At 64.1% G+C, this 26,513-nt stretch carries 30 protein-coding genes; 12 read left to right on the plus strand and 18 right to left on the minus strand.

The features are described from left to right. The first annotated feature begins 219 nt into the window (after positions 1–219). Complete coding sequence (locus tag P73_RS13770) at positions 220–1,476, plus strand: MFS transporter (protein WP_052453272.1); 1,257 nt, start codon at positions 220–222, stop codon at positions 1,474–1,476. A 6-nt stretch (positions 1,477–1,482) separates the two neighbouring features. Here the strand turns inward: P73_RS13770 and ftsH are convergent, their stop codons facing one another. After that, complete coding sequence (gene ftsH / locus P73_RS13775) at positions 1,483–3,537, minus strand: ATP-dependent zinc metalloprotease FtsH (RefSeq protein WP_476727302.1); 2,055 nt, start codon at positions 3,535–3,537, stop codon at positions 1,483–1,485. Between the two features lie 114 nt (positions 3,538–3,651). On the opposite strand from ftsH, the gene P73_RS13780 reads away from it, so the two are divergent. The 11 genes from P73_RS13780 (at position 3,652) to P73_RS13830 (ending at position 13,945) form a co-directional block, all read left to right on the plus strand. After that, a complete protein-coding gene (locus tag P73_RS13780; protein ID WP_043870014.1) occupies positions 3,652–4,098 on the plus strand; it encodes an Hsp20/alpha crystallin family protein in 447 nt (148 codons plus the stop codon). A 27-nt stretch (positions 4,099–4,125) separates the two neighbouring features. Further along, complete coding sequence (locus tag P73_RS13785; protein WP_043870015.1) at positions 4,126–4,527, plus strand: Hsp20/alpha crystallin family protein; 402 nt, start codon at positions 4,126–4,128, stop codon at positions 4,525–4,527. A gap of 37 nt (positions 4,528–4,564) precedes the next feature. Further along, positions 4,565–5,047, plus strand: coding sequence for an Hsp20/alpha crystallin family protein (locus tag P73_RS13790; protein ID WP_043870016.1), 483 nt, complete (start codon positions 4,565–4,567; stop codon positions 5,045–5,047). Between the two features lie 154 nt (positions 5,048–5,201). After that, positions 5,202–8,045 (plus strand): ATP-dependent Clp protease ATP-binding subunit, encoded by a 2,844-nt coding sequence (locus tag P73_RS13795; protein WP_043870017.1) that lies wholly within the window; start codon positions 5,202–5,204, stop codon positions 8,043–8,045. A 16-nt stretch (positions 8,046–8,061) separates the two neighbouring features. Beyond that, positions 8,062–8,682 (plus strand): HdeD family acid-resistance protein, encoded by a 621-nt coding sequence (locus P73_RS13800; protein WP_043871727.1) that lies wholly within the window; start codon positions 8,062–8,064, stop codon positions 8,680–8,682. 37 nt (positions 8,683–8,719) lie between these two features. Continuing rightward, positions 8,720–9,226, plus strand: a complete 507-nt coding sequence (locus P73_RS13805) for an NADH dehydrogenase ubiquinone Fe-S protein 4 (protein WP_082033239.1) — start codon at positions 8,720–8,722, stop codon at positions 9,224–9,226. A gap of 92 nt (positions 9,227–9,318) precedes the next feature. Then, entirely contained in the window at positions 9,319–10,308 is a 990-nt protein-coding gene (locus P73_RS13810; protein ID WP_052453273.1) for a YfdX family protein, read from the plus strand. 89 nt (positions 10,309–10,397) lie between these two features. Beyond that, on the plus strand, positions 10,398–11,801 hold the full coding sequence (locus P73_RS13815) for a DegQ family serine endoprotease (protein WP_043870018.1): 1,404 nt from the start codon (positions 10,398–10,400) through the stop codon (positions 11,799–11,801). Between the two features lie 30 nt (positions 11,802–11,831). Further along, complete coding sequence (locus P73_RS13820; protein ID WP_052453274.1) at positions 11,832–12,404, plus strand: nucleotide exchange factor GrpE; 573 nt, start codon at positions 11,832–11,834, stop codon at positions 12,402–12,404. A 3-nt stretch (positions 12,405–12,407) separates the two neighbouring features. Beyond that, positions 12,408–13,283, plus strand: a complete 876-nt coding sequence (gene htpX / locus P73_RS13825) for a protease HtpX (RefSeq protein ID WP_043870019.1) — start codon at positions 12,408–12,410, stop codon at positions 13,281–13,283. Then, the gene (locus P73_RS13830) at positions 13,280–13,945 is read left to right on the plus strand and encodes a cation:proton antiporter regulatory subunit (RefSeq protein ID WP_074743005.1); all 666 of its coding nucleotides are present in this window, start codon (positions 13,280–13,282) and stop codon (positions 13,943–13,945) included. Before htpX ends, P73_RS13830 begins: the two co-directional genes overlap by 4 nt. Before the next feature lie 284 nt (positions 13,946–14,229). Here the strand turns inward: P73_RS13830 and P73_RS13835 are convergent, their stop codons facing one another. From P73_RS13835 to P73_RS26515, 17 genes are all read right to left on the minus strand, one after another. Beyond that, a complete protein-coding gene (locus P73_RS13835; protein WP_043870020.1) occupies positions 14,230–14,661 on the minus strand; it encodes a hypothetical protein in 432 nt (143 codons plus the stop codon). Between the two features lie 2 nt (positions 14,662–14,663). Continuing rightward, positions 14,664–16,649: a conjugal transfer protein TraG gene (locus P73_RS13840; RefSeq protein WP_043870021.1), complete on the minus strand. Its 1,986-nt coding sequence runs from the start codon at positions 16,647–16,649 to the stop codon at positions 14,664–14,666. A gap of 27 nt (positions 16,650–16,676) precedes the next feature. Beyond that, positions 16,677–18,431 (minus strand): relaxase/mobilization nuclease domain-containing protein, encoded by a 1,755-nt coding sequence (locus tag P73_RS13845; RefSeq protein WP_043870022.1) that lies wholly within the window; start codon positions 18,429–18,431, stop codon positions 16,677–16,679. 243 nt (positions 18,432–18,674) lie between these two features. Continuing rightward, positions 18,675–19,436 carry a lytic transglycosylase domain-containing protein gene (locus P73_RS13850; RefSeq protein ID WP_052453275.1) on the minus strand — a complete coding sequence of 254 codons (762 nt, stop codon included), beginning with the start codon at positions 19,434–19,436 and terminating at the stop codon, positions 18,675–18,677. Beyond that, a complete protein-coding gene (locus P73_RS13855; RefSeq protein ID WP_043870023.1) occupies positions 19,433–19,774 on the minus strand; it encodes a DUF736 domain-containing protein in 342 nt (113 codons plus the stop codon). The genes P73_RS13850 and P73_RS13855 overlap by 4 nt, the downstream gene beginning before the upstream one ends. Positions 19,775–19,841: 67 nt before the next feature. Further along, positions 19,842–20,384, minus strand: coding sequence for a S26 family signal peptidase (locus P73_RS13860; RefSeq protein WP_043870024.1), 543 nt, complete (start codon positions 20,382–20,384; stop codon positions 19,842–19,844). Beyond that, the gene (locus P73_RS13865) at positions 20,381–20,902 is read right to left on the minus strand and encodes a DUF2840 domain-containing protein (RefSeq protein ID WP_052453276.1); all 522 of its coding nucleotides are present in this window, start codon (positions 20,900–20,902) and stop codon (positions 20,381–20,383) included. Before P73_RS13865 ends, P73_RS13860 begins: the two co-directional genes overlap by 4 nt. Then, a complete protein-coding gene (locus tag P73_RS13870; protein WP_043870025.1) occupies positions 20,899–21,153 on the minus strand; it encodes a ribbon-helix-helix protein in 255 nt (84 codons plus the stop codon). The genes P73_RS13865 and P73_RS13870 overlap by 4 nt, the downstream gene beginning before the upstream one ends. Then, the gene (gene parA, locus P73_RS13875) at positions 21,150–21,803 is read right to left on the minus strand and encodes a ParA family partition ATPase (RefSeq protein ID WP_043870026.1); all 654 of its coding nucleotides are present in this window, start codon (positions 21,801–21,803) and stop codon (positions 21,150–21,152) included. Before parA ends, P73_RS13870 begins: the two co-directional genes overlap by 4 nt. Then, on the minus strand, positions 21,800–22,879 hold the full coding sequence (locus tag P73_RS13880; RefSeq protein WP_437438330.1) for a replication initiator protein A: 1,080 nt from the start codon (positions 22,877–22,879) through the stop codon (positions 21,800–21,802). The genes parA and P73_RS13880 overlap by 4 nt, the downstream gene beginning before the upstream one ends. Positions 22,880–22,993: 114 nt before the next feature. After that, complete coding sequence (locus tag P73_RS13885; protein ID WP_009573772.1) at positions 22,994–23,275, minus strand: helix-turn-helix transcriptional regulator; 282 nt, start codon at positions 23,273–23,275, stop codon at positions 22,994–22,996. 137 nt (positions 23,276–23,412) lie between these two features. Further along, entirely contained in the window at positions 23,413–23,919 is a 507-nt protein-coding gene (locus P73_RS13890; RefSeq protein ID WP_245629169.1) for a DUF2285 domain-containing protein, read from the minus strand. Next, positions 23,867–24,187, minus strand: a complete 321-nt coding sequence (locus P73_RS26765; RefSeq protein WP_074743007.1) for a transcriptional regulator domain-containing protein — start codon at positions 24,185–24,187, stop codon at positions 23,867–23,869. The genes P73_RS13890 and P73_RS26765 overlap by 53 nt, the downstream gene beginning before the upstream one ends. 106 nt (positions 24,188–24,293) lie before the next feature. Beyond that, positions 24,294–24,563 carry a DNA -binding domain-containing protein gene (locus tag P73_RS13895; protein ID WP_043870029.1) on the minus strand — a complete coding sequence of 90 codons (270 nt, stop codon included), beginning with the start codon at positions 24,561–24,563 and terminating at the stop codon, positions 24,294–24,296. Positions 24,564–24,662: 99 nt separating this feature from the next. After that, a complete protein-coding gene (locus tag P73_RS13900) occupies positions 24,663–24,911 on the minus strand; it encodes a helix-turn-helix domain-containing protein (RefSeq protein ID WP_009573769.1) in 249 nt (82 codons plus the stop codon). 194 nt (positions 24,912–25,105) lie between these two features. Next, positions 25,106–25,429, minus strand: coding sequence for a DUF736 domain-containing protein (locus tag P73_RS13905; protein ID WP_009573768.1), 324 nt, complete (start codon positions 25,427–25,429; stop codon positions 25,106–25,108). A 328-nt stretch (positions 25,430–25,757) separates the two neighbouring features. Continuing rightward, positions 25,758–26,510, minus strand: coding sequence for a hypothetical protein (locus P73_RS26515; RefSeq protein WP_245629170.1), 753 nt, complete (start codon positions 26,508–26,510; stop codon positions 25,758–25,760). Positions 26,511–26,513: the final 3 nt, after the last annotated feature.

The following is a 26,513-nucleotide window of genomic DNA, read 5'->3' on the forward strand; positions in this document are numbered from 1 at the left end:
GGACGTTTTGTTGATAGCGGCCATTCCACCGGACGATAAAACCGGGGCGTTGCCGCATCTCCGCATGACCGCTCGGAGCCCATTTCGACCGATGCTGCGATCGGCACGAATGTCAGCTCATTTTTTGCGACCACAAGCGGAGACCAAACAGGCTATGCTAGCTACAGCGAGATGCGTTCGTCTTCGTACAGTTGCCGCTATGTGAAATAGATATTGGAAATGCTTCGGATTCCTCTTAGATATCTCTCGATCCTCGTCAGCGTCGCCCTGCTGGTTATCGGTAACGGCCTTCAACAGACGCTGGTCGGTCTGCGCGCGGGCATCGAAGGATATGCCGAAGAAACGGTCGGCGTGATGATGTCGGCCTATTTCGTCGGGTTTGTATTCGCCTCGATTCAGGCGCCGCGGGTGATCCAGCGGGTCGGGCATATCCGCGCCTTCGCTGCTTTCGCTTCGGCCGCGTCTGCCTTTGCGCTTTGCTTTGCGATCTTCGTCTCGCCGCCGGTCTGGATCGCGCTCAGGGTTGCACAGGGTGCTTGTTGGGCCGGGCTGATCATCATCGTGGAAAGCTGGCTCAATGCCTCAGCGGAACGCAGTTGGCGCGGACGTGTGCTCGCGATCTATTCCATCGTGATGTACGCGGCCTGGGCGGCGAGCCAGCCGATGGTCGGACTGGCGCCGACATCGGGCTTCGTTCTTTTCGCCGTCGTGTCGATCTGCCTGTCACTGGCACTGGTCCCGATCACGCTCAGCCGCGCGGGCGGTCCGGGCGTCGTGCTTGCAACGCGCCTGGAACTGAAGCGCCTCTTCGCGATCTCGCCGACGGCCCTTGCTGGGGCCTTTGTATTGGGCGCAACGGTCGCGGCCTTTTTCGGGATGGCGCCGGTGGCGAGCCAGCAGGCCGGCTTCACAGATACTCAGACCGGCACAATCCTCTCGGCGGCCCTGATCGGGGCTCTGGTCTTGCAATGGCCTTTGGGCTGGCTGTCGGACAAGGCCGATCGCCGTCTCATCATCCTCTGCAGCAGCCTCGCCGGTCTTCTCGCCGCACTTCTGCTCGGCCTGCTCCTGTCGAGTGCTGCGCAGATAGTTGCGGTTGTATTGTCCTTCGTTCTAGGCGGCACGCTTCTGCCGCTTTATTCGGTCTGTCTGGCCGAGGTGAACGACCGGATCGACGAGGGCGAGCTGATTGCCGCGGCGAGCGGCTTTGTGTTGGTTTACGGGGTCGGCTCCGCCGCCGGACCGTTCGCGGCAAGCGTGACGATGGGATGGGTGGGACCGTCCGGCCTGTTCTACTTCATCGTTGCGATCCTGGGCCTGTTCGCAGCCTACGGCACCTTGCGTATCCGGCTTCGGGAAAAGACCGTCATCGCGGACAAGCAGCCCTACGTCGCCACGCCCAGCACCAGCCACGCGGCATTGCCATTGCATCCGGACGCGCAGGATCGGGCCACAGGAGAACCCGCGCCGCGGTGATCTGTTTCACGCTGCCTCGGCCGGCTGTTTGACGCCGTCGGCGATCCGCTTCAGATCCGCGTCTTCCAGCGTCTCGCGCTCCAGCAGTTCGGCCGAAGAGCTTTCCAGCAACGCGCGGTTCTCGTCCAGAAGCGCGAGTGTGCGCTCGAAAATGCTGTCGATCACGTCCTTTACCGCCTGATCCATGCGTTCGGCAGTGGCGTCGCTGTAGCGACGATTCAGCCACGAGCCCTGGTCGCCCTGACCCAGGAAATTGCCACGTTCGGTGTCGTAGGCCACGTGGCCCAGTTCGTCGTCCATGCCGTAGCGCGCCACCATCGACCGCGCGATGTCGGTGGCGCGGGCGAGATCGTCGGAGGCGCCGGTCGAAAGGTGGCCATAGATGATCTTTTCCGCCGCGCGGCCGCCCAGCAGGACGGCGATCTTGTTCTCCAGCTCCTCGCGGGTCATCAGGTAACGGTCCTCGGTCGGCCGCTGGATCGTGTAGCCGAGTGCGCCGATGCCGCGCGGGATGATGGAGACCTTGTGCACTTCGTCCACGCCCGGCAGGGCCATGCCGACGATGGCGTGCCCCATCTCGTGATGGGCGACGATCTCGCGCTCCTTCTCATTCAGCCGACGGTTCTTCTTTTCCAGCCCGGCGACGATGCGCTCTACCGCTTGCGTGAAATCCTGCATCTCGACGTGGGTAGCCCGGCGCCGTGTCGCCATCAGTGCGGCCTCGTTCACCAGGTTTGCTAGGTCCGCGCCGGAAAACCCCGTGGTCAGCGCCGCGATCTGGTCCGGGTCGACGCCATCGGCCACCTTGATCTTCTTCATGTGCACTTCGAGAATCTGCACCCGCCCGGCGCGGTCGGGGCGGTCCACCAGCACCTGCCGGTCGAAACGGCCCGCGCGCAGCAACGCCGGGTCGAGGATTTCGGGCCGGTTCGTTGCGGCCAGCAGAACGACGCCCTCGGTCGGATCGAAACCGTCGAGTTCGGTCAGAAGCTGGTTCAACGTCTGCTCGCGTTCGTCATGGCCCCCGCCGGGATGCTGGCCCGCGGCGCGGGACCGGCCAAGCGCGTCCAATTCGTCCACGAAAATGATGGCCGGCGCTGCCTTCCTCGCCTGCTCGAAGAGGTCGCGTACCCGCGCGGCGCCGACGCCCACGAACATCTCCACGAATTCCGAGCCGGATATCGAGTAGAAAGGCACGCCCGCCTCGCCGGCAACGGCCTTGGCCAGCAACGTCTTGCCGGTGCCGGGCGGGCCGACGAGAAGCACGCCCTTGGGCATCCGCGCGCCCAGGCCGCCGTAATGCTCGGGGTCCTTCAGGAACTCGACGATCTCTTCAAGTTCCTGCTTGGCCTCGTCCACGCCCGCCACATCGTCGAAACCGACCTTGGTGTCGCTCTCGACATAGATCTTGGCCTTGCTCTTGCCGATCGACATGAAGCCGCCCATCCCCTGCCGCTCGGCGAACTTGCGGATGAAGAAAATCCAGATGCCGACGAAGACAAGCGCCGGCAGCACCCAGGATAGCAGCGTTGTGAGCCAGGTGTTCTCGACCGCCCCGGTATAGGTGATATCGGCCTCTTCAAGACGCTCGATCATGTCGGCGGGCACGGTGGTGGCGACAAAACCGGTCTTGCCGTCCTGCGGCTCGCTGAACGTGCCGCGGATCGTATCGCTGCCGATCACGACTTCCTCGATGACACCCTCACCGAGATAATCCTCGAACTGGCTGTAGGGGATTGCGGCAATGGTCTGGGACTGCACCCAGAGATCGCGAAGCAGAACGACCCCGAAGATCGCGAGCAGGACATACCAGAAATTGATCTGTGTTTTCTTGTCCATTGGCGGCAATCCTCCTTTCTTGATGCTGCCAAACATAATTCCTGACACACCCTCTTGACAAGATTTTACGCCCTTCCCAAATGCTTGAGTGCGGGATGCCGCTGAATGGGTCCCGGAGATGTTGGTGAGATACGAGGCGTGTGCATGATGCAACGCTTCGGTCCCGTCATCGGCCGCGAGGTGCATCTGTTGGCCTTGCGTATCGAAACACGTGGTCGCCATGCGTCTTCGTGCAGGCTCGCAACCGGGCCCCTCCCTTCGCGACAGTCCCGCAACGTGAAACGCGGTCCGCCCGCTGCGGACCCCCGATGTTGTGACCAGGAAGAGGAGGATACGATGCTGAACTACGGACTGTCCCAGGCGCAATGGGATCCCTTCGCGGAACTGCGCCAGCTTCAATCGCAGATGAACCGCATGTTCGAAGGCGGCGGGCGTAGCCAGCGTGCAAGCGATGGCAACTGGCCCCCGGTCAACATGTGGCTGGGCGACGAAAGCGTGGTCGTCACCGCCGAGATGCCCGGTGTGGGCAAGGACGACATCGACCTGACGGTGCGCGAGAACACCCTGATCATTTCGGGCAAGCGCAATCCGTCCACCGATGACGAAGATGCCGCATGGCATCGTCGCGAGCGCCCGCATGGCGAGTTCTCACGTTCCGTCCGCCTGCCGCTGCGCGTTGATCCCGACAAGGTCGAGGCACGCGCGAAGAACGGCGTGCTGGAGATCGAGATGGGCCGCCCCGATGCGGAACGGCCGCGCAAGATCAAGGTCAAGGCAAGCTGACAGCTGAAACGAGAGGAGGAAAGAACCATGGCAAACGAAATGCAGAAAACCGGCGGCGATGTGGCCCGGTCCGAAGCGGAAGAAACCCGCGATACCGGCCCGACTTTCCGTCCCGCCACGGACATCTTCGAGAAGGACGATGTGGTGACGCTGACCATCGACATGCCGGGCGTTGTCCCGGACAGCGTCGATGTCTCGGTCGAGAACCGCTCGCTCACGGTGCGGGGCACGATCGAGGCGCCCGTGCCCGAAGGCTATCGGCGCATCTATGCAGAATACGCGCCCGGCACCTTCGAGCGGGCCTTCAGCCTGCCCGACACCATCGACGCCGACAAGATCGACGCCACCCATCGTGACGGCGTCCTCACGCTCACCCTGAAGAAGAGCGAGGCCGCCAAGCCGAAACAGATCAAGGTCAAGGCCGCCTGAGGCGACCCGGACCGAAACAGGAAAGGAGGAAATGACAATGGCATTCAGCGATCTCATTCCCTGGGGCCGCGACCGCAACCAGCCGTCCGGCCGACGCAATGAAGACGACAACCCCTTGATGTCGCTCCAGCGCGACCTCAACCGCGTGTTCGAGGATTTCTGGAGCCGGTTCGACAGCCCATTCGGCAGCATGGCCACCAATGGGCCGCGCACCGACATCTCGGAAACCGACGAGGCGATGCTGGTCTCGGTCGATCTGCCCGGCCTCGACGACAAGGATGTCGAGGTGAACGTCACCGACGACATGCTTACGATCCGCGGCGAGCGCGAGGAGAAGGCCGAGAAGGATGGCTTCACCTCGCAGTCCCGGCGCAGCTTCCACCGGATGATCCCGGTGCCGCCGGGCGTGGACGCCGAAAAGGCCGAGGCGGAGTTCAAGCGCGGCGTGCTGACCGTGACCCTGCCCAAGACCGAGGAGGCCAAGGCGCGCGTCAAGCGGATCGACGTCAAGTCCGGCTGACTTGGCTAGGGGCGCGGGGATTTGTCCGCGCCCTGACTCGCCCCATTTCACTGCTCGGCGTGTCGCTAACCGCCACATTTTGATGCCGGTCAAGGCAAGGCTCCACAACTTTGAATAAAATTGCGCCATAGCAAATAGTCAGGAGGAAGACAGGATGGCAAACGGAATCTGTGACATCTGCAAGCGCCGCCCGGCCTCGTTCCGGGCGCAGGTATCGGTCAATGGCGAACGCCAGGTAATGGAGCTTTGTGACGATGATTACCGCAAGCTCGCACGCCAGCAGCGGCGGTCGTCCTCGCCGCTGGAATCGCTCTTCGGCGGCGGATCGCTCTTCGACGAATTCTTCGGTGACAGCCCGCTTGGCGGGATGGACCGGCGTATCGGCGACGAAAGCGAAGGTCAGCGCATTCCCGTAAATCGTGGCAGTCGGCGCGGCCAGGGCGGGGCGAGCATCGCCGATCGTCTTAGCGAACAGGGCAACAAGCTCTTGCAGGAGGCCGCGCAGAAAGCAGGGGAACTCGGCCGCTCCGAGGTCGATACCGAACATCTGCTCTTCGCGCTGAGTCACAGCGATGTGGTCAGGACGCTGCTGGAGCAATTCAAGATCGACGTGGACGACCTGCGCCGCCAGATCGACAAAGAGGCCCCTCGCGGCGAAGACAAACAGGATGGCGAGATCGGCGTCAGCCCGCGTCTGAAGGATGCGCTGAACCGCGCCTTCGTCGCCTCGAACGAGCTGGGCCATTCCTATGTCGGCCCGGAACACCTGCTGATCGGACTCGCCGAAGAAGGCGATGGCCTGGCCGCCGACATCCTTCGCAAGCTCGGCCTGACGCCGCAGTCGCTGCGCCAGCAGGTCACGAAGGTTGTGGGCCAGGGGGCCGAGGAGGGTCGGGTCGAGACGCCCTCGAACACGCCCGACCTCGATGAATTTTCTCGCGACCTCACGAAACTGGCTCGCGACGGCAAGCTCGACCCCGTTATCGGCCGCGCCCGCGAGATCGAGACCACGATCGAGGTTCTGGCGCGGCGCAAGAAGAACAACCCCGTGCTGATCGGCGAGCCCGGCGTCGGCAAGACCGCGATCATCGAGGGCCTGGCACAACGGATCGTGGCTGGCGAGGTGCCCGAAGCTCTGCGCGACAAGCGGTTGGTCGAGCTGAACATCAACTCGATGGTCGCCGGATCGAAATATCGCGGCGAATTCGAGGAACGCATCCAGAAAGTGCTGAAGGAGATCGAGGCCAACAAGGACGATCTCGTGCTCTTTATCGACGAATTGCACACGATCATGGGCGCGGGCCAGGGCGGCGGCGAAGGCGGGCTCGATGTGGCCAATACCTTCAAGCCGGCGCTGGCACGGGGCGAGTTGAACCTGATTGGTGCCACCACACTCAATGAATACCAGAAGCACATCGAGAAGGACGCGGCACTGGAGCGGCGTTTCCAGCCGGTCTATGTCGATGAACCCACGGTGGCGCAGACCATCATGATCCTGCGCGGCCTGCGCGACACGCTGGAGTCTCACCACAAGGTGACGATCACCGACGAGGCCATCGTCGCCGCGGCCGAATTGTCCGATCGCTATGTCACCGGCCGCTTCATGCCCGACAAGGCCATCGACCTGATCGACCAGGCCGCTGCGCGCGTGAAAATCAGCGCCACCGCACGGCCGGTGGACGTGCAGGAGCTGGAAGCGGAGACGAAGCAAATCCAGCGCGAACAGGATTACGCCGCCGCCCGCAAGCAATTCGACCGTGCAGGCGAACTGAAGAAGGAACTGGAGGAAAAGCAGACCGAACTGGATGCCCTGCTGGAAACCTGGAAACGCGACCGTGCCTCGGCCAGCGCCGAGGTGCGCACCGACCACATCGCGCAGATCGTCTCCAAGCTGACCGGCATCCCCGTCACCGACCTGACGACCGAGGAGCGCGAGAAGCTGCTGAAGCTGGAGGACCAGTTGCACGAGCGCGTCATCGGCCAGGATCAGGCGATCGGTGCGGTGGCCGACGCGGTGCGGCTGGCGCGCGCGGGGTTGCGCGAAGGGTCCGCCCCCACGGCGACATTCATGTTCCTCGGGCCCACCGGCGTCGGCAAGACCGAACTCGCCAAGGCGCTGGCCGAGACCGTCTATGGCGACGAGGATGCGATGATCCGCATCGACATGTCGGAATACGGCGAGCGCCACGCCGTCGCGCGGCTGGTGGGCGCCCCGCCGGGTTACGTGGGCTATGACGAGGGCGGCCAGCTGACCGAGCGCGTGCGCCGCCGCCCCTATTCGGTGGTTCTGCTGGACGAGATCGAAAAGGCCCACGCGGATGTCTACAACATCCTGTTGCAGGTCTTCGACGACGGGCGGCTGACCGACGGCAAGGGCCGGGTGGTGGATTTCACCAACACCATCATCATCGCCACCTCGAACCTCGGCTCGGACATCATCCAGCGCAACCTCAAGAAGCGCGGCACGAAGGAGTTCGACGAGGGCAAGCAACGGGGTGAGTTGATGGAGGTGCTACGGCAGCATTTCCGCCCCGAGTTCATCAACCGGATCGACGAGATCATCGTCTTCCATTCGCTCAACCGCCCGGAAATCCGCCGGATCGTGGAGTTGCAGCTCGACCGCGTGGCGCGCACCGCGCTTGGTCAGGGCGTCGAGATGGCGTTCGATGAAAGCGTGACCGATCATTTCGCCGCCGTGGGCTTCCAGCCCGAATTCGGTGCCCGCGAATTGCGCCGCCTGATCCGGTCGGAACTGGAAACCGAACTGGCCCGCGCAATGCTCTCCGGCTCGGTCGAGGATGGCGACAAGGTCCGCGCCGCCTGGTCGGCGGAGGAGCAGAAGATCACCTTCGAGAAACAGGAGGTCGCGGAGGAGGACAGCGCCGAACCGGAAGACAAACCGGCTGACACGTCCGGCACCGCCGATGGCGATGAAGACAGTGAAGCCACGGACGCAAAAGGGGAGTCCGATGCGTCCGAGGAGGCTTCCGCGAAGTAACTGGAGGGTTTTGAAGATGACACATGAAACCAACCCGATCCCCGGCTTCTGTTCCCTGTCGAAGAACTGGTGGGCCTTCGTGCTGCGCGGTGTGCTGGCGCTTGTCATCTCCGTGCTGGCCTGGTTCATGCCGGCCGAGGCGGTGCTGACGCTCACGCTGGTCTTCGGTGCCTTCGCCTTTGCCGATGGCGTCTTCGGCCTGATCGCGGCCGTGCGCCAGATGCGCGAGGGCGAACGCTGGGGCTGGCTCGCCTTCAGCGGCATCCTCGGCATCCTGACCGGCATCGTCGTGATCGTCTCGCCCTTCGTGGCGACTCTGGTTCTGGCCGTATTCCTCTGGGCCAGCATCGCCTTCTGGTCGGTCTTTTCGGGTCTGCTCGAGATCGTCACTGCGATCCGTCTGCGCAAGGAGATCGAGGGCGAGGTCTGGCTCGGGCTGAGCGGCATCGTGTCGGTCCTGCTGGGCGTCCTGATCGTCTGGTTCCTGGCAACAAGCCCCGTTGAAACCCTGCTGGCCCTCGGCTGGCTGCTGGCGATCTATGCCGCGATCTTCGGCGTGACGATCATTCTGCTGGGCTTGAAGCTGCGAAAATCCGGCGGCGGGGCCGACCATACCGCATCGGCGGAAACGGCCTGAGACATCTGAAAGCAACCTGTTCTGAAAGGAGGTCACGATGTTCAGCATGAGAGGTCATAACCGGCCGATGTCCCGGCCGACGATCCCCGGAACCGACCTGTCGTCGCCGGACGTGCCCACGGCGATCATCTATCGCCCGTCGCGCAGCGCGACCCAGTCGGGGCCGCGCCCGCGGCACTGGATACTGGAGTTCGAGCCCGCCGCATCCCCGGAGATCGAGCCGCTGATGGGCTGGACCGCCACGCGCGATCCCTACCGGCCGATCCGGCTCAGCTTTCCGGATCGTGAAAGCGCCATCGACTACGCCGAACGGCAGAACTGGGATTACATTGTGCGGGACGAAAGCCAGCGCCGCCGCGGCCCCCGGCGGGAACCGATCTTCCGGCCCCTTGAAAGGTTGGACGGGCCGCAACCGCGCGTCCGGACCGAAGACCGCAAACCGCCCGCCGAGGACGAGACCGATCCAGTGACCCTGGCCGCGCTGGAATCCTTCCCGGCCTCCGACCCGCCGGCCTGGACGGGAACGACCCTGGGGGGCCGCTGACGTATTGGACGTGCGAAAACCGGCCCGCCGCATGTTCACATCACGATGAAGGACCGGACGACAGGAAACCGCAAAGGAGAAAGGAGATGCCCATGTTCATTCGCAAGACACTCGCCTCGTCCGTCAGTGCCCTGGCGCTGACATCCATGCTGGCCCTTTCGCCAGCCTTTGCCCAGGAGACATCGCAGCCCCCGACCGCCCAGACCAATGAGGCGGTAAGCGAAGCGGTGCAGGATGAAGCGTCCGCACAGGTCGACGAGAAACGGAAGAAACTTCTCAATGACGCAACTAGGGCACTTGCGGAAACGGAGACCGCTCTCAAGGCTCTCGATGAAGGAGACAGCGAGGCTGCGCTCGAAGCGCTGGCAGTCGCAACCGGCAAGCTTCAAAGCGTCGTCGCCCGCGATCCCGACCTCGCTCTTGCGCCTGTCGATGTCCAGCTGCTCCAACGTGATTTGTTGGGTGACGTGGAAACGATCGACGCGGCCCGCGAGGCAATCGAAAATCTGGTGGACGAAGGCAACCTCCAGGAGGCCCGCCCCCTGATGCGCGATTTTGCCAGCGAAATCGTGGTGGAGACCACCAATCTGCCGCTTGCCACCTACCCCGACGCGCTTCTGCGCGCGACCTCCCAGATTGATGCAGGCGATGTGGAGACCGCGAAACAGACGCTTGCGACCGCGCTTGGAACCGTGGTCGTGACCGAGGAAGTGATCGCGCTTCCGGTTCTGAGGGCGCAACTCCTGATCGACGCTGCGGAAAATGCGCTTGGCGACGGTGAAAGCATGACTGCGGATACCGAAGCCGGGGAATCCGCGGCGGCCGAGACCGAGGATGCCGACGCCGCCGTCGATGCGGAACCGCTTTCGCCCGGCGAATATGTCGAGGCTGCGCGTAACCAACTCAGGATTGCCGAAGCGCTCGGCTACGGCAACGAGGACGATTTCGAGGAACTGCACGAAAACCTCGATGAACTCGACGAGAAGATCGACGCCGCGCACGATACCGGCGGCATCTTCGACAAGATCGGCGACAGCTTCATCCGTCTCAAGCAGAGGCTGTTCGGAACGGATTCGGAATGATGCGCTGCCCTTCCACAATCAACTGCCTTGCAACACCGGTGGCCGGATACCTCCGGCCACCTTTTCCACCGGCTTGAAGGAGATCGAAGATGCCCGCACTTGTTTCTCGTCTTGGCCACATTCTGGTGGCTCTTTGCATCGTTTCGCTGACATTCGCGGCGCCGGTCGCGTCGCAGACGGCCGACCGTCCGCTATTTCGAAGCGACAGCGGACTGCCCACTCTGGCACCCCTTCTGGCCGAGGTCACTCCGGCCGTGGTCAATATATCCGTCGAAAGCCGCCAGACAGCGGAGATGAACCCGCTCTTCAACGACCCGTTCTTCCGGCGGTTCTTCGATATGCCGCCCGTGCCGCAGCAGCCCACGCCGCGCCAGCAGATGAGCGCCGGGTCGGGTGTGATCATCGATTCCGAAGAAGGCTATGTCCTTACCAATCACCACGTGATCGAAAACGGCGACCGGATCGTGGTCACGCTCAAGGATAGACGACAGTTCGATGCTGAACTCATCGGCAGTGACCCCGGAACCGACATCGCATTATTGCAGATCGAAGCCGAGGATATCTCCGCGCTGGAGCTTGGGGACAGCGACAGCCTGCTTGTCGGGGACTATGTGCTCGCTATCGGAAACCCTTTCGGCCTCGGACAGACGGTGACTTCCGGTATCGTCAGTGCATTGGGGCGCAGCGGCCTCAATGTCGACGGCTACGAGGATTTCATCCAGACCGACGCGTCGATCAACCCCGGAAACTCGGGCGGCGCGCTGATCACCCTCGACGGGCGATTGGTCGGCATCAACACCGCGATCATCGCGCCGTCCGGCGGCAATGTCGGAATAGGATTCGCTGTGCCCGCCAACATGGCCAGCGCGGTCATGGATCAGCTGATCGAGTATGGCGAAGTGCGCAGAGGCCAGCTTGGTGTGATGATTCAGGATTTCACGCCCGATCTTGCCGACGCATTGGGCATCGAAGCGGGCGTCGGCGCAGTGGTCACACAGGTCGAGCCCGACAGCGCGGCCGAGGAAGCCGGCTTGCAACCCGGCGACCTGATCGTCGCCGTCGATGGCCGCCCCGTAGCGGGCTCCGCCGATCTTCGCAGTCAGATCGGGCTGAAACGGATCGACAGCGATGTCGAGTTGCAGGTCATTCGCGACGGCGAGGAACTGACTTTAAGTGCGACCCTGCGTGAAGGCGGGCTGGTCGCCGCCGCAACCGGCGAGCGCGCGTTCGACCGGCTTTCGGGAGCGGAGCTTCGCGACCTTCAACCGGGCGACCCGTTCTATGGCAACCTTTCCGGCGTCGTGGTTGCGCGGCTCGATCCGGGAAGCCGGGCGGCGCGTTCGGGATTGGAAGCGGGTGACATCATCCTCGCTGTCAACCGCGTGTCGGTCGCTTCGGTTGCGGATTTGCGCCAGCAACTGGCGCAGGTCGATGGGGCGCTCGCCCTCACCATTCAGCGAGGCGCGGCCCGCATCTTTCTGGTCATGCGCTGAACCTTGGTGGATATCGAAGAGGAGGGTTCCATGTCCGAGACTGAAAAGAAACCCGAAGCCGTAGCGATCACCGATGACATTGGCCAAGACGCTAAGGGCCTTGGAACGATGCCGAAGGCGGAGGACAAAAGCCCGGAGGTCGACATCGCGCGTCTGACCGACAAGTGGAAGCGCGCGCTCGCTGATGCCGAAAACACCCGCAAGAGGGCAGACGCGTCGTACGCGGAGGGGCGTGAACACGGTATCGCCTTGGCCGTCGAGGCTCTCGCGCCTGCCCTTGACGCCCTGGCGCTCGGGATCGAGGCCGCGCGAGCAAATCCGGATGCCGAAGATCCCAGGATCGTTTCGCATCTTGAGGGTCTGTGCAATGCCCGGACGGCCTTCGAGACCGGACTGAAAGCACTCGGCGTGAGAACCATCGCGCCCGAGAACGCGCCTTTCGACGCAGCCCTGCACGAAGCGATGCAGATGCAGGAAACAGACAAAGTCAAACCCGGACAGGTCATGGTCTTGCATCGCCCCGGCTATGCCATCGGCCAGCGCCTGATCCGGCCTGCCCGCGTCACTGTGAGCGCCGCACCAGCCAAAGCGGCGGAGGCATAAGTAATGCTGCGACTTGCGCTCTATCTCGGTGCGAACTTCGCGATCCTCGCGGTGCTGTCGGTGGCGTTCCGCCTGTTCGGCATCGACAGCCTGTTGCAGGCAAACGGCGTCGATCTGAACCTGACGGCGCTGCTGATCTTCGCCGGGGTGCTGGGCTTTGCCGGATCGCTGATCTCGCTCATTCTGTCCAAGAGCATGGCAAAGGCCGCGATGCGCGTGCAGGTCATCACCACTCCACGCAGTGCGGTCGAGCGCTGGCTGATCGAAACCGTCCACGCCCAGGCGGATCGCGCCGGGATCGGGCGGCCCGAAGTCGGCATCTTCGATCACCCCTCGCCCAACGCCTTTGCCACCGGCTGGAATAGCAATGACGCACTGATCGCCGTCAGCACCGGCCTGTTGCATCATATGGACCGGGGCGAGGTCGAGGCGGTGCTAGCCCATGAGGTCAGTCATGCCGCCAATGGCGACATGGTGACGCTCGCGCTGATCCAGGGCGTGGTGAACACCTTCGTCATCTTCCTGTCACGCATTGCCGGACTGCTGTTCGATCGGCTGATCCTGCGGATCGAGCGTGGCTATGGGCCGGGCTTCTGGATCGTGTCGCTGATCATGGAAATGGTCTTGGGCGTGCTGGCCATGGCCATCGTCATGTGGTTTTCGCGCTGGCGCGAGTACCGGGCCGATGCAGGCGGCGCGGCACTGGCAGGACGGCGCAACATGATCGCGGCGCTCGAACGGTTGCGGCAGGCGCAGAACGCACCGCCACTGCCCGAGGAAATGCGCGCCTTTGCCATCAGCGCTGGCCGCGTTCAGGCGCTCTTTGCCAGCCATCCCCCGCTGGAGAAACGCATCGCCGCGCTGAGGCAGGGTGTATGATCGCGATCTTCTCGCTCCTGCTTGTCATCGCCTTGTCACTGCTGATCGTTCGTATCGGCACCATCGCGTTGACGATGACCGGCCTGACCGAAGAGGTTGCGAAGTTTCAGGCGCTCTCTGCCTTTTCCGGCGCGGGCTTCACCACCGACGAGGCCGAACACGTGGTCTCCGGGCCGGCACGCCGCCGCATCATCGGCCTGTTGATCCGGGCCGGCTCGGTGGGGATCGTGACCGCGATCTCGACGCTGATGCTGTCGATGATCGGGGCGGAGCGGCAGGCGACCGCGGATCGGTTGATCATACTCTTGCTCGGTGTGGCCCTCATCTTCGCTCTCGCCCGCTCTGAGCGGCTCGAACGGTGGGCCACCCCGTTGATCCGCCACGCCCTTCAGAAATCGACGGACCTCGATCTGCGGGACTATGCCCATGTGCTTCACCTGCGGGAGAATTTCGCGGTCGGGCGCGTCGAGGGGGCAGAAGGATCGGACTGGTCCGGGAAAACACTGAAAAGCCTGAACCTGCCCTCGCTCGGGATCAATGTTTTGGGGATCGAGCGTATGGATGGAAGCTATGTCGGCGTGCCCGACGGGGAAACGGCACTCAAGGCTGGGGACCGGGTGGTGCTATTCGGAGATCGGGACGAAATGGATCGTCTGGGGTAAGAGCGGGTCGTTCATAGAGAGCCGTTGATCGAACCAGGCTAGAACGCCCCTCTGTAACTACTCGCTTCCGATAGCTGCCATTGGCGCAACGGTAGCGAAGTGCACTTTGTCCGCATAGCGCACGTTAGCCTCATCGGGACCTTCGCAGCCGCCGCGAATGGCCGTTGTCGCGAACGCAGCAGCAATTCGAGGTGATCACGGAGGTCCGCTCAGGGGCGAGCAACCCGGACATGCTGATCACGGCTACAGTTCCCACGTCTGCGGCGGCGGCAGGTGACATCTTTTCAGCTACCTGCCCCGCCATCAACATCCTCGGACACCTCTTGCCGCAGCTTCGGCCCCTGGGCCAGGCGTCTACCGAGAGCCGAGATGAATGCCTCGTAACGCTCCCCTGCCTTGGCCCGAGCCGCCTTGGCTGCGGGTTCCGGCAGAGCCGGTGTTGTTGCCAGCCAGAAACGTATGAACACCGCCAGGCTTTCGATGGAGATCCCGACATCGCGTTCCAGCCGGGTGATCCGCCTGTCGATCTGATCCAGGCGTCGGGCCAGAACCGCCTCGCGGCGCTCTCCGTCATCCGGAGAGAGGAAGGATGCGATCGCGGCCTCGGCCACCATCGACTGGGATCGATCACGCCGGGCGGCGAAGTCTGCCAGCATCTGCATTACCTCGGGATCGAGGTAGACCGAGATCTTCGTCTTCTTGCGGCTGGTGGTCATGATCAAAGCTCCATGCCGTCGTCGGGATTGAGGGAGACCTGCCGCGCGACACCGCGCATCTGCTGCATGATGCGGCGATTGCGAATGGCACCGTCCTCCTCATCCTCGGGTGGGTCGAATTCAAACTCGTTCTCAATGGGGGACTGCCTGTCGACCGGCCGAGGCTGCGCCAGCTCCGGCTGAAGACGGCGCTCTGACGCAGTCGGGTCCTCATCCTCCGATCCCGTCTCGGATACTGGCTCCAACTCGTCGTTCTGCGTTGGGACTGCCAGACTGCTCCAGTCATCCTTCCCCGAAGCGCCCACATTCCCCAAATCGGGTGGCGGCAAGACCCGCTCGGTGAACCGCGCATCTTTGTAATACCGTGCTTTTGTCGCCCGGATCGGCGGTGTGCCGGCCACCATGACGATCTCATCGGACGGCGGCAGTTGCATGATTTCTCCGGGGGTGAGCAACGCCCGCGCGGTCTCCGATCGGGACACCATGAGATGGCTGAGCCACGGCGCCAGACGGTGCCCGGCATAGTTCTTCATCGCCTTCATCTCGGTAGCGGTGCCGAGAGCGTCGGATACCCGCTTCGCCGTGCGCTCATCATTGGTCGCGAAGCTCACCCGGACGTGGCAATTGTCGAGGATCGAGTTGTTTGGGCCGTAGGCCTTTTCGATCTGGTTCAGCGACTGGGCGATGAGGAAGCTCTTCAGCCCGTAGCCCGCCATGAAGGCCAGCGCGCTCTCGAAGAAATCCAACCGGCCAAGCGCCGGGAACTCATCGAGCATCAGAAGCAGCCGATGACGGTCATCCTTACCCTGTAGGTCTTCGGTCAGGCGTCGGCCGATTTGGTTGAGGATCAGCCGGATGAGCGGCTTGGTGCGATTGATGTCAGAGGGCGGCACCACGAGATACAGCGTGACGGGGCGCACTCCCCCGACAATGTCACCGATCCGCCAGTCGCAGCGGCGCGTGACCTGCGCGACCACGGGGTCGCGATAGAGGCCAAGGAAAGACATCGCCGTCGAAAGCACACCGGAGCGTTCATTCTCGGACTTGTTGAGCAACTCGCGGGCGGCGCTGGCGACCACGGGATGCGGCCCCGCCTCGCCCAGGTGCGGCGTCCGCATCATCGCGCGGAGTGTGGCCTCCACGGGGCGCCGCGGGTCGGACAGGAAGTTGGCGACACCGGCCAGCGTCTTGTCCTTCTCGGCATAGAGCACATGCAGGATCGCACCGACGAGCAAGCTGTGGCTGGTCTTCTCCCAGTGGTTTCGCCTCTCCAGGCTCCCCTCGGGGTCGACGAGGATGTCGGCGATGTTCTGGACATCGCGAACCTCCCACTCCCCACGGCGCACTTCCAGCAAGGGGTTGTAGGCCGAGGAGTTCGGATTGGTCGGATCGAAGAGGAGGACCCGACCGTGCCGGGCGCGGAACCCTGCGGTCAGTTGCCAGTTCTCGCCCTTGATGTCATGAACGATGGCCGAGCCGGGCCAGGTGAGAAGCGAGGGTACGACAAGCCCTACCCCCTTGCCGGATCGCGTCGGCGCGAAGCAGAGTACATGCTCCGGCCCATCGTGGCGCAGGTATTCCCGCTCATAGCGGCCGAGGACCACTCCATCCGGGTCCAGCAATCCAGCCGCCTTCACCTCGCCCTTCTCGGCCCATCGGGCTGATCCATAGGTCGCAACGTTGCGGGCCTCGCGGGCACGCCAGACCGACATGGCGATGGCCACACCGATGGCGATGAAGCCCCCAGAGGCGGCGATGATCCCGCCTGTCGCGAAAATCGGCGGCGCGTAGGCCTCGTAGAAATACCACCACCAGAAGATGGCGGGAGGATAGTAGACGGGCGTCCCGAACAGCTCGAACCAGGGCGGTCCCAGCTGTGCCTGATAGCCGAGGCTCGCGGCCACGTATTGCGTCGCGCCCCAGGTGGTGGCCAGAATGATGAGGAAGACGATAGAGATTTGCCCCCAGAGGATCTTGGTCGCGGACATGACTGTCGCTCCTTTCCGGTGTGTTGATCAAAGGCCAAGACCGCGCTTGCGGCCAAAGTCCCAGTCCACTCCGCTGTCCCCGCGCGCGACGCCGGTGACATCCCGGCCGAGGTGCTTTTCGAGAGACGGAGACCAGGGCACCAACTGGAAGCCGAGCGCGCCGTCAGCTCCAAAGCCCTCGATCATGGCAAAACGGCCCGAAGCCAGCACGAGACGCTGGCGATAGATGCCGCTGACGTAGTCACCCGCCCCCGCCTTGCCGAACGGCAACCCGGTTTCCGCTGCGAGCTGCGTGCCAACCGCCTGCAGCTCCCGGTCGCGCAAGGTTCCGAGCAGGCGCCGGGCAAAGACCACCCTGCCGTCCCGCCGCTCTCCTAGCCCTTCCGTGACCAGGTGCTCGGCCCGGGCTTCCAGGGCCTCCCGGACCTCGGCACCGAAGCCCTGGTCCGACAAGGCGAGCGGGTCGCGCGCGATTGCCTGCCGGTCGAGCCAGGTCGCCCCGGACGCGGTCACCTGCGCAGCGAGATCCAGGTCGGACCGAGCCGCTAGCGCGACACGACGCTGGCCGCGCACATCGTCATAGGTGCGGAGCTCCACGATCGAGCCCGGGGCACTGTCGCCGGCGGCGTCGAGATGGGGCAGACGGATATGGTGGCTCCGGCCATCGACACCATCGACGACGGCATAGGCTGTCCCCTTCAGCTCGTCATCGAGACCCCGCTGGACCAGACGACCGATGACGGGAACATCGAGGCTCTCCGCGGCAAGGACGTAACTCGAGGACCCGCGCTCGATCCCCCGGTCCGTCAGCGCCCGATGCATCCGCTTGATGATGTCGCCACGTTCCCCCATCTCGCGCAGGACCGCCTCGGCATCGTCCCTGATGTGCCATTGCGACTGTCCGATCTGGTCGGCGACGCCGAGCACTTCCAGCTTTCGCAACCGCCCGACCTTCAGCGCGTGAAACACATCCGGCTGCCGATCCGCATCCGGCGCCATATCGAGGATGCGCGAACGCCCGGCATCCCGGAGCAATTGACGATCGAGCTGCGTCCAGCGCTCGGCCCCGATCTGTCGCTCAAGCGACCGGCGGATGTCGAGATCACTGCGTGGGCCCAGTTCCTGGGTGATGAGATCGCGTGCCCTGTCGCGCATCCCCTCCTTGATGTAGTCCCGCGAGATCACGAGATCCTCGCCGTCGTCGCGCGCACCCCGAACGATCAGATGGACATGCGGATGGGCGGTGTTCCAGTGATCGACGCCGACCCAATCAAGAGACGTGCCGAGATCCTGCTCCATTCGCCCGACGAGATCGCGGGTGAAGGATTGCAGATCAGACATGTCCGGCGCGTCGTCGGGCGAGACGATGAAGCGGAAATGATGACGGTCATCGCGACACCGCCCGGCGAAGGCCCGGCCATCGGCATCCTCCGTTCCCGGCCCGAAGAGCCTGGCCTTCTCCCCATCCCGGGTCACGCCATCCCGGCGCAGGTAATCGAGGTGGGCTCCGAGAGGCGCGGACGTCCCGCTGTGCCGCACCACACGCGCCTTGATCACCGCGCCGCGCGTGCGAGCGGTGATGAGGCGGTTGGCCTGAATGCTGGCGCGCTGACCACGCCCGAAGCGGGACCGATTGCTCGGGGTGACGCGCCCGGCCCGCGACACACCACCCCCGGCCTTTTTCGCCGCAGCCAGGGCCTGTGCGACAAAGGGCCGGCCCTGCTGCACCCGTGTCGAGCGGATACGCCCCGGACGGATGCGGAACTCGCGATCATCGGGCATGGGAGGTCCCCACACAGTGCGAAACAGCGATCATTTTCACAAACTTAGGCACATCTCGCACGGTGCGAACACGCGCCACACGGTGCGGATCGCAGCAAAAACATGAACAAAAACAACCGCCCAACCACCGCGCACCGTGCGCCCTTTTATCCTGCCATCCTTCGGTCGTGGTGCCTGCCGCCACCGCCCGTCCCCTCAGAAGCACGCCCGAGTACGACGGAATGCGAAGTGTCGTCGCGCAGGTCATGGCCGGGCCTCACCAGTTTCTCGCCTGACGAAGAGGCCCTCAGGCTGCGGGGCCAGGCCCGGCTGTGGCACCGCCGGGACGGGTGAAGGAGCGCGGCCGACCGTCCGGTGAGGCGACACAGAACCGAACACAGACGCGCCGTCGTCGCGGCTGATGAAGATCGCCGCCTCACGCCAATCGAGCGGCCGGGCTACAGTAATAACGGTGCCCGATGGCCGCTCGCCAAGCAGCGCGGGCGCAAGCGCAGCGACATAGGCGCGCGTCTCGGCCGGCAACGGACGATCCGCCAGTCGGTAGTCTTCGTAGCGGGCGGGACCGGCATTATATGCCGCCAGCATCGCCGCGACATTGCCATAGCGGTCCCACATCTCGCGCAGATAGGCCGTCCCCGCGAGGATGTTGTCATGCGGCTCGAAAGGGTCTTGGCCAAGACCATGACGGATGCGCAGCCCGGCCCAGGTGTCGGGCATGACCTGCATCAGCCCCATCGCGCCAGCAGAAGAAACCGCGCGAAGATCGCCCGCGCTCTCTACCCGCATCACGGCCATGATCCATGTCGTCGGAATGCCGAAGCGCTGCGATGCCTCGGTGACTTGGGCGGCGTAGGGATGCGCGGCGATTGCGTGTTCGGGCACACCGGTTTGCGCCAAGAGCGGCTGCGTGGCGGTGACCGGGATGAGGAGGCCGGAAAGAAGAAGGAGTATGCGGCGGCAGATGCCACCTCTCCCCGAGGCGGGACGGGTGCAGGACATTGTCATTGTCCGTCCCGCTCGTCGCGCGTCTTCGGGCGGGTCCAGTGCAACCCCCACGCCCTGCCCGCCTCATCCGACTGGAACAGGCGGGCGCGGATCGGATGCCGGAAAACCGGATCATCGAGCAGGACCGAGACGAATGCCCCTGCGGTTTCGCCGGTGTGTTTCCAGCCCGCGCCAACCTCCGGGCCCTCCTCGTCACCGAGATGGATGCGATAGGCGGGAGCTTTCTCTGAATCGACATTGTCTGTGGGAACGAAGGTCAGTTCCAGGTCGAGAGAGAGCGTACGCAGTTGTCCGGCATAGCCAGACGAGGTGCGGGTGAATTGGCCGATCTGTGGCATTGGAGGCTCCTTCCTCATGCGGTAAATGGGAGGCAGGCCGCTCGCACGTCCCGCCATGAGCGCGCCGTCACCGATCCGGCGCGCGCCAGACGAGGCGGCCATCGCCACCCTCGTCGGTGAACAGTGGACTGGCCCGGCCGATCACTGCCGAGGTGGGGAACGGACCGAAGTAGCGGCCATCGAAGCTGTCAGAGACCGCCGGGTTCATCAGAAAGACCTCGCCCTCCGCGATGGTGCGGCAGCCCTGCCAGACGGGAAGATCACGGCCCTGGCTGTCGCGCTCTCGCGCCTCCCCCAGGTGTCTGCCATCGACGGTGATCGCAGCACCGTCACGGCAGACCCGTTGTCCCGGCAGCCCGATGACGTGTTTCAGGATCGGCACATCGCGACCGACATAGCCGCGCGCAACCATGAAACCTGCAAAGGGTTCGGGCGGCATGACCACGACCAGATCTGGCACCGCGAGCCGGTCCACCGGCGCGATGGTGTAGAAACCAATCGGCACGCTGGCCGAGGCGTTCCAGACCAGCCGTGGCGCAGTCGGAATGCTGCCGGCGATGACGGCGGCAAGCGCCGCAACCGTCACCATGATGTAGCGGGCACGGGTCATTTTCCGATCTCCCGGCGCCGGAGCCATGCGGCATGGCGTTCCGCCGCATAGGGTCGCGGCGCTTCGCCCGCCTTCATCCAGTGGGCGACATGGCGCCAGTGATCGGGATCGACGTCGGCCGGATCGATGCCGAGACCCTCGATGGCATCGACATGGCGGAGGACCTTCTCGACCTTGGGCCAGCCTTCGATCTTCAACAAAATCTCGCCACCGGGGCGTACGAAGGGCAGCGTCTGACAGGCGCTACCAGGCGCGATCGCGCGCAGAATGTCGATGCGCGAAACAACGGTTCCGTAGTCATTCGCCGCCCAGCGGACGAAGCCAAACACGGCGCCGGGACGGAAGAAGACGATGCGGCGGCTGCGGTCGAGGATCTGCGTTCCGGCCTCCTGGCCGAACCTGATCCAGAACTCGATCCGCTTCTCCACCCAGGTCAGTTCCACGCGCGTCAGCGCGCCGCGGGAATGGGCGTCGAAAGGTCCGTCTCCCGTCACGTCAGGGATCACAAAGCCGGTCATTGAGGTTCTCCTTCGGGTTCCGGGTATTCGCGCCCGAGCAACTCGCGCAGCATGTCAGCGACAGTGACGCCGCGGCTGAAAGCTGCGACCTTGATGCGACCGCGCAGGTCCGGGGTGATGTCGATGGTGAGCCGGGCCGTATAGATCGCCGCCGCGCGACCGTGTGCGGATGGCGCCTCGCCAGCCTTGATCCAGGTCTCGGCATCGACTGGCCGCGCGGCGAAACCACGCTTGTCATTGCGCCCGGTCATACCGCCACCTTCCCAAGACCGAGGCGCCCGATCTCAGACGTCAGCGCCGCGATCTCTCGGGCAGCAGGCGATTGACGGTCGATGTCACTGGCGAGGCGACCGGTTTGCGCCGCATCTGCAAAGACGACGCGCTGACCAATCGTGCTGGCAAGCACAGGAGGATTGTGATCCGCCAGCGCCTCGGCGGTGTCCCGGGCGATGACGGTGCGCGCGCCGCAGCGGTTGAGCAGGAAGCGGGCGACAAGTTCCGGCCGATACATGCGGGCCTCCGCAAGGAGGGACAACATCTCGGCAGAGGCCCAGCCATCGAATGGCGAGGGCTGTACCGGGATCAGCACCAGATCGGCGGTGAGCAGCGCTGAGCGCATGAGCCCGGCAACACGCGGTGGGCCATCGATAACGACATGATCGACTGTGCGGGCAAGTTCGGGGACTTCGCGGTGCAGGGTGTCACGGGCCAGGCCAAGGGTGCCGAAGAGCCGCGGCAGACCTTCGCGGGCGCGTTGCTGCGACCAGTCCAGGGCGGAGCCTTGCGGGTCGGCATCGATCAGGGTGACGCGCTTGCCCTGTATCGCCAATTCACCAGCAATATGGAGCGCCAGCGTCGTCTTGCCGACGCCACCCTTCTGATTGAGCAGAGCGACGATCATTCGCCACCTCCCGGCAATTCGAGAGGAAGGCGGGGCGTATCTGGATGATCGGAGGCTGCTGCGACGCCCTTATCGGAAGCCGTTCCCGGCACCGATGGGGCGACGGCTGCCTTCGTCTTGCCGGCCTGGCTCAGGCTTTTTGCGGTGGCACGGATGAGGTTTTCCACATCACGCGCGCGCTCTTCAAAGTTAGACTCTTTGTTAGACTCTAAGTTAAGGGGGCGATTTCCGCTTTTGCTTCCGTGCGTTACCCCCTGTTTGGGTTCCTGATAGCACGAGCCTTTGGTTCCCGATAGCACGATAGCCCGGGTTCCCGATAGCACGAGCCCATTCACAGGTTTTCCACAGCCCGGAGTAGGCTCGAAAGCCAGCAGCTTGCGTCCACCAACCTCAGTCTCGAGAAAGAGCGTGTAGCCCGGCAGCGGCTGCCGCCGGATGATGTCGCGAAGCTCGAAGGCGAAGCGCTTGAAGGGGGACAGCGCCCCGGACTTCTGGTGAAGATGATGGAAGTCGAAACGCCAGCCATCGCGCTGTCGGCCACCATGCTTGCGCACCAGGCGATACAGCCAGCGGTCAAGCCCGCCGGTCAGGTCGAAATACGCCCGGTCGATGGTGAGGACGAGCGCATTGTCGAGCACGGCCTGGTAGAACCAGTCGGGCACGATCAACTCGATGCCGTCCGGGCGCCCCTCCCTGTCGCTGCGCTCCTGCCATTCGTTGATCCAGGAGAAGCGATGGCGGCGTCCTTCCGCAGGCTGCCGGATCGAGGTGGAGATCGTCGTCGACTGCAGACGATCCAGCGCCGCCTTCAGGCGCTGGTAATCCCGCGCACTGGTTCCGCGACCAACATAGGTGAGGATCTCATATGGGGTGGCGGCCATCAGCCGGGAGGTGCGCAGCCCCGCGTCACGCGCCTCGACGATCTGGCTCGCCGCCCAGATCAGGATGTCGGCATCCCAGATTGTGGCCATACCGTGATCGGGAACGGCCTCGACCCGAATGCTGACGCTGCCAGCGGCAAAGTCGATCGGCGCAACACGCTTAGACTTGGCGAGGGAAAAGAAGGGATAGGCCATGAGGTCCTGCGCATCTCTGGGGGCGAAGTCACCGGGCAACGCGCGGAACAGATCGAGCTGTCCACGCTCGGAACGGGGTCTGCGTCCATCGGTCATGAAGGTGTCGCCCCCAGGTCAGCGCACGAAGCGGCCGGGCTGCGGGAGGTTCGGGAGCGTGTGGCGTTTCGCTGGCAGCACCTGCCCGCGCGGGTCGGAAGTCGAGGTGACAGCGCCGCGTCCGACCCAAGCCTGCAGGTCCTCGATCGCATAGACCACGCGTCCGCCCAGCTTGTGGTAGGCGGGACCGGTGCCGTAGGTCCGGTGCTTCTCCAGCGTCCGAGCCGACAGGCTCAGGAACTGGGCGGCTTCCTTGGTGCGCAGATAGCGCGGGGGAAGTTCGGTTGAGATAGCGGACATCGGGAGTCTCCCTACTGTGTGTGACCAGTGCCGCGAAACAGCGGCTGATGACGGTCACGATGGCGAAGCGCGTCCGGTCAGATGCAGTGGGAAGGTAGCAGGGGTAAATCCGCACACCGCGGCGCGGGATCGCCGACCTAGAGGCGGCGCTGGTGACGCAGGAGCTTGCGATAGCCGCCAGCGATCAGGTCACGCCCCTCGCGAAGGAGGCTGGAGACGGCAAAGCGGGCCGAGGAGACCTGCCATTCATCGCGGTCCAGGCGACCGGTCCGGAAGAGGACCTCGGCGATCTGCTTTTGGGTCGCGCCATGAAAGGCAGCGTCGGAGGCTTGAAGGACACGCCGCAGGCGCGCTTTCTGCTGCGCGGTCAGACGGGTGTCGCGGGGGATGGATCGACGTCGATGCTGATCCGCCAGGAGCCGCTGGATTGCTTCGATGCGGTCGAGCCCCTCGAGGCCGAGAGGAACGGTGGCCACAAGCCGACCACGGTCTTTCAGGGGAGCGACGAGATGCAGGTATGTCCCGTCCGGCAGCCTGTGGCGCAGGTGCTTGCCAATGGGGGACGCCCTGCCCGTCGGGGCGACTATTTCACTACCGCGGGCGTCTGCCTCTTCGGCCAGTGCCTCGGGGGCGGCAACGAGCACCACGACACCTGTATCGACCGCCGGACACCAGAACACCTCCGCAACGGAGGCGGGCAGCCCGGGCCGGATCGGGAAAGCACAACCCCCATCGACGGCCGACCTGATCCCTCAGATCAACCCTCTCCGGGGGTTCTCCTGCGAGCTTCGCGTAGTCATGCTGATATTCGGGATTGCGGCGCAGGCATTCCCAGCCGAGGTCCGGCGCAGCCAAATCATCAAGATAGTCGTAGGCGGCCTGGTCACGCCAATTCGAGCGATCAGGTTGCATGGCATCGCCTCTCCCCTGGGTTGATCACAAGAAAGGATTCCAAGAGATCAATCACTTGGGAAGCCCGTCGCAAGGCATCAGGTGATGCGTGAAACGCATCACCTCCTCAGGCGGTTCGCCCCGCCGCCAACTGCCGATACCCTTCCGAGCTCAACCAACGCGCGCGTTCAAGATGTGCGTCATGGACCAGACGCACCCGCTCTGGCTCTGTCTGCGCATCGAGACCTAGAATGATCTGCGCGGCCTCCTGCCAGCTCGCGCCCTCGCCTGCAGCATCGAGCAAACGCATATACTGCGCCATGTGATGACGGTCATACTCAGTCACCACGTCCCCCTGCGGCGGTACATCCTGCAAGCTGCTGATCGTCACGCGCATCCCCACGGCGTTTGCTGCACATCCTTAGCACAGCCAGTTGACAGTTTTGTGAGCACGGCAATAGCGCAATTCGGCTCTCTGCAAAACCTGCCGGAAAGGTCAGGCCTTCGAGGCAGCCTTCGCCTGAACATGCATCACTCCTATCCCCTGGTCGGAGTTCAGGAGCAGAATGCCATTCGCCTCGAAAGCCCGTCGGACCTGATCGCGCGTGGTCTCATAGACCTCGAGCCCGCTTTCGGACTCGAGGCGCTTGAGCGCGGTCAAAGATACCCGGGCCTCATCCGCCAGCTGCTCCTGTGTCCAGCCAAGAAGCGCCCGCGCGGCCCGTGATTGTCGGGCGGTGATCATGCAGATCACCTCCCATCCGGCCCGGCGCAAACGCCAGAACTACGACTATTATAGTCGCTTATCAGAATTTCACCACCAAAATTCTGACGTGTTTACATCGCGTTTTCGCTTTCTCGCCGGAAATTTCGGGAACTGATTCGGTTGCCCTGTTCGGCGATCGGCCCCGGCCTTTCGACCGGGGCCTCGCGACGGCGTTATTCGCCGCGGCGACCGTTGGGGCGGGACCAGATCAGAGCGTAGCTCTCGCCGTCTTCGTCGTCGAAGAGATTGGCGTAGATCGGGGCGGTGAAGCTCGGATCGTCGAGCTTGAGGCCCAGATAGTCGCGGCCCTCGCCCGAGCGTTTGGACCAGGCGGCGCCGATCTCGGCGCGGCCCACCAGGACCCGGTGGCTGGGGGCGTTCTCGCCGGTGGCGCGGGTGTCGGGAACGATGCGCACGCCCTGGACCTGGACGCTGAGGGTGACGATTTCGCCGGTGAATTCGTTGCCGGTCTTCTTGAAAGTGCCGATGGTTGCCATTTTAAGTCTCCGTCTTCCGTTTCCGGGTCCGCACCATTGCGGCCCGATGGCGATCGACAGGCCGGAGACGACCGGCGGCGCACCCCCGGCGTGCCGGGGGCTGGACAGCAAAGGCAGAACTTTCTTGTCTCGCGCGGAATGGGCGCAGCCCAGGGGAAGAAAGTTATGGCGGCGCTGTTGCGCCAAGCCGGTCGAGGCGTAGCCGATCTTCGGCCAGATCAGGCCATTGAAAGGGCCGTATGGAGCGGACATGGGACGGGTCAGAACGGAGACGATGGCAACCGCGGATGCCCGCCAGCCTGACCGGCCTTTCCACCGGCAGGTTTGCTCACCCGCGACAGGCCATACGCATCACTCTCCAGGCGCCCCGCCCGACGTGCCCCCCGCGATCGCAGGTGCAGTCTGCCGCTCGAACGCTCCGCCCCCTCCACCGCACGGCCACGGGCCGCGACGCGGGCCTCATGCCGATCCGCACACCGCCCCATACCGGCAATCTGAGGATTGGGATGACAGTCCAGCAGTGATCAGGCCCCGCCTCATCGGATCGCCTGCAGTGACAGGCGCTCACGGGAGAGCTGTCCGAAGGCTCGGCTGCCGAACCCGCAATGCGAAGAAAGGCGGAAACGCCTACAGCGCCAGCGCCGATGACGGCGAAGATCATCTGCCAGGTCTCCGAGGGCATCATGGCCCTGGCGATCCCGAGGGTTGCGTGGAAGCCAGCGAGCACCGCCGGCACCACGAAGATCAGCGCGATGACAAACCGCGCCCAGAGCGGGCGCACGTGCATGATCAGCGCCTGACCGATGGCAAGCGTCAACCCTGCAGCGAAGCCGCCGACGAGGATTGCACCGAACCAGCCTGCGCCGGTTCCATAGGCCCATATGCCGGTATGAAGTCCGACGAGGAACGGCAGGGCGAAGACCGCGAGGTTGAACACCAACCAGCACAGGCCCGCAATGGCCGCGAAAGATGTAAGGATTCCGAGAACGATCATGGTGGAGTCTCCCGTTTGACTTGGAACGGTCGCGCCTTCCACCACCACCATGGCGCAAGGCGAACATAGCATGAAATCGCCCGGCATGGC

It is taken from the genome of Celeribacter indicus, assembly GCF_000819565.1.
Lineage (GTDB): Bacteria > Pseudomonadota > Alphaproteobacteria > Rhodobacterales > Rhodobacteraceae > Celeribacter > Celeribacter indicus.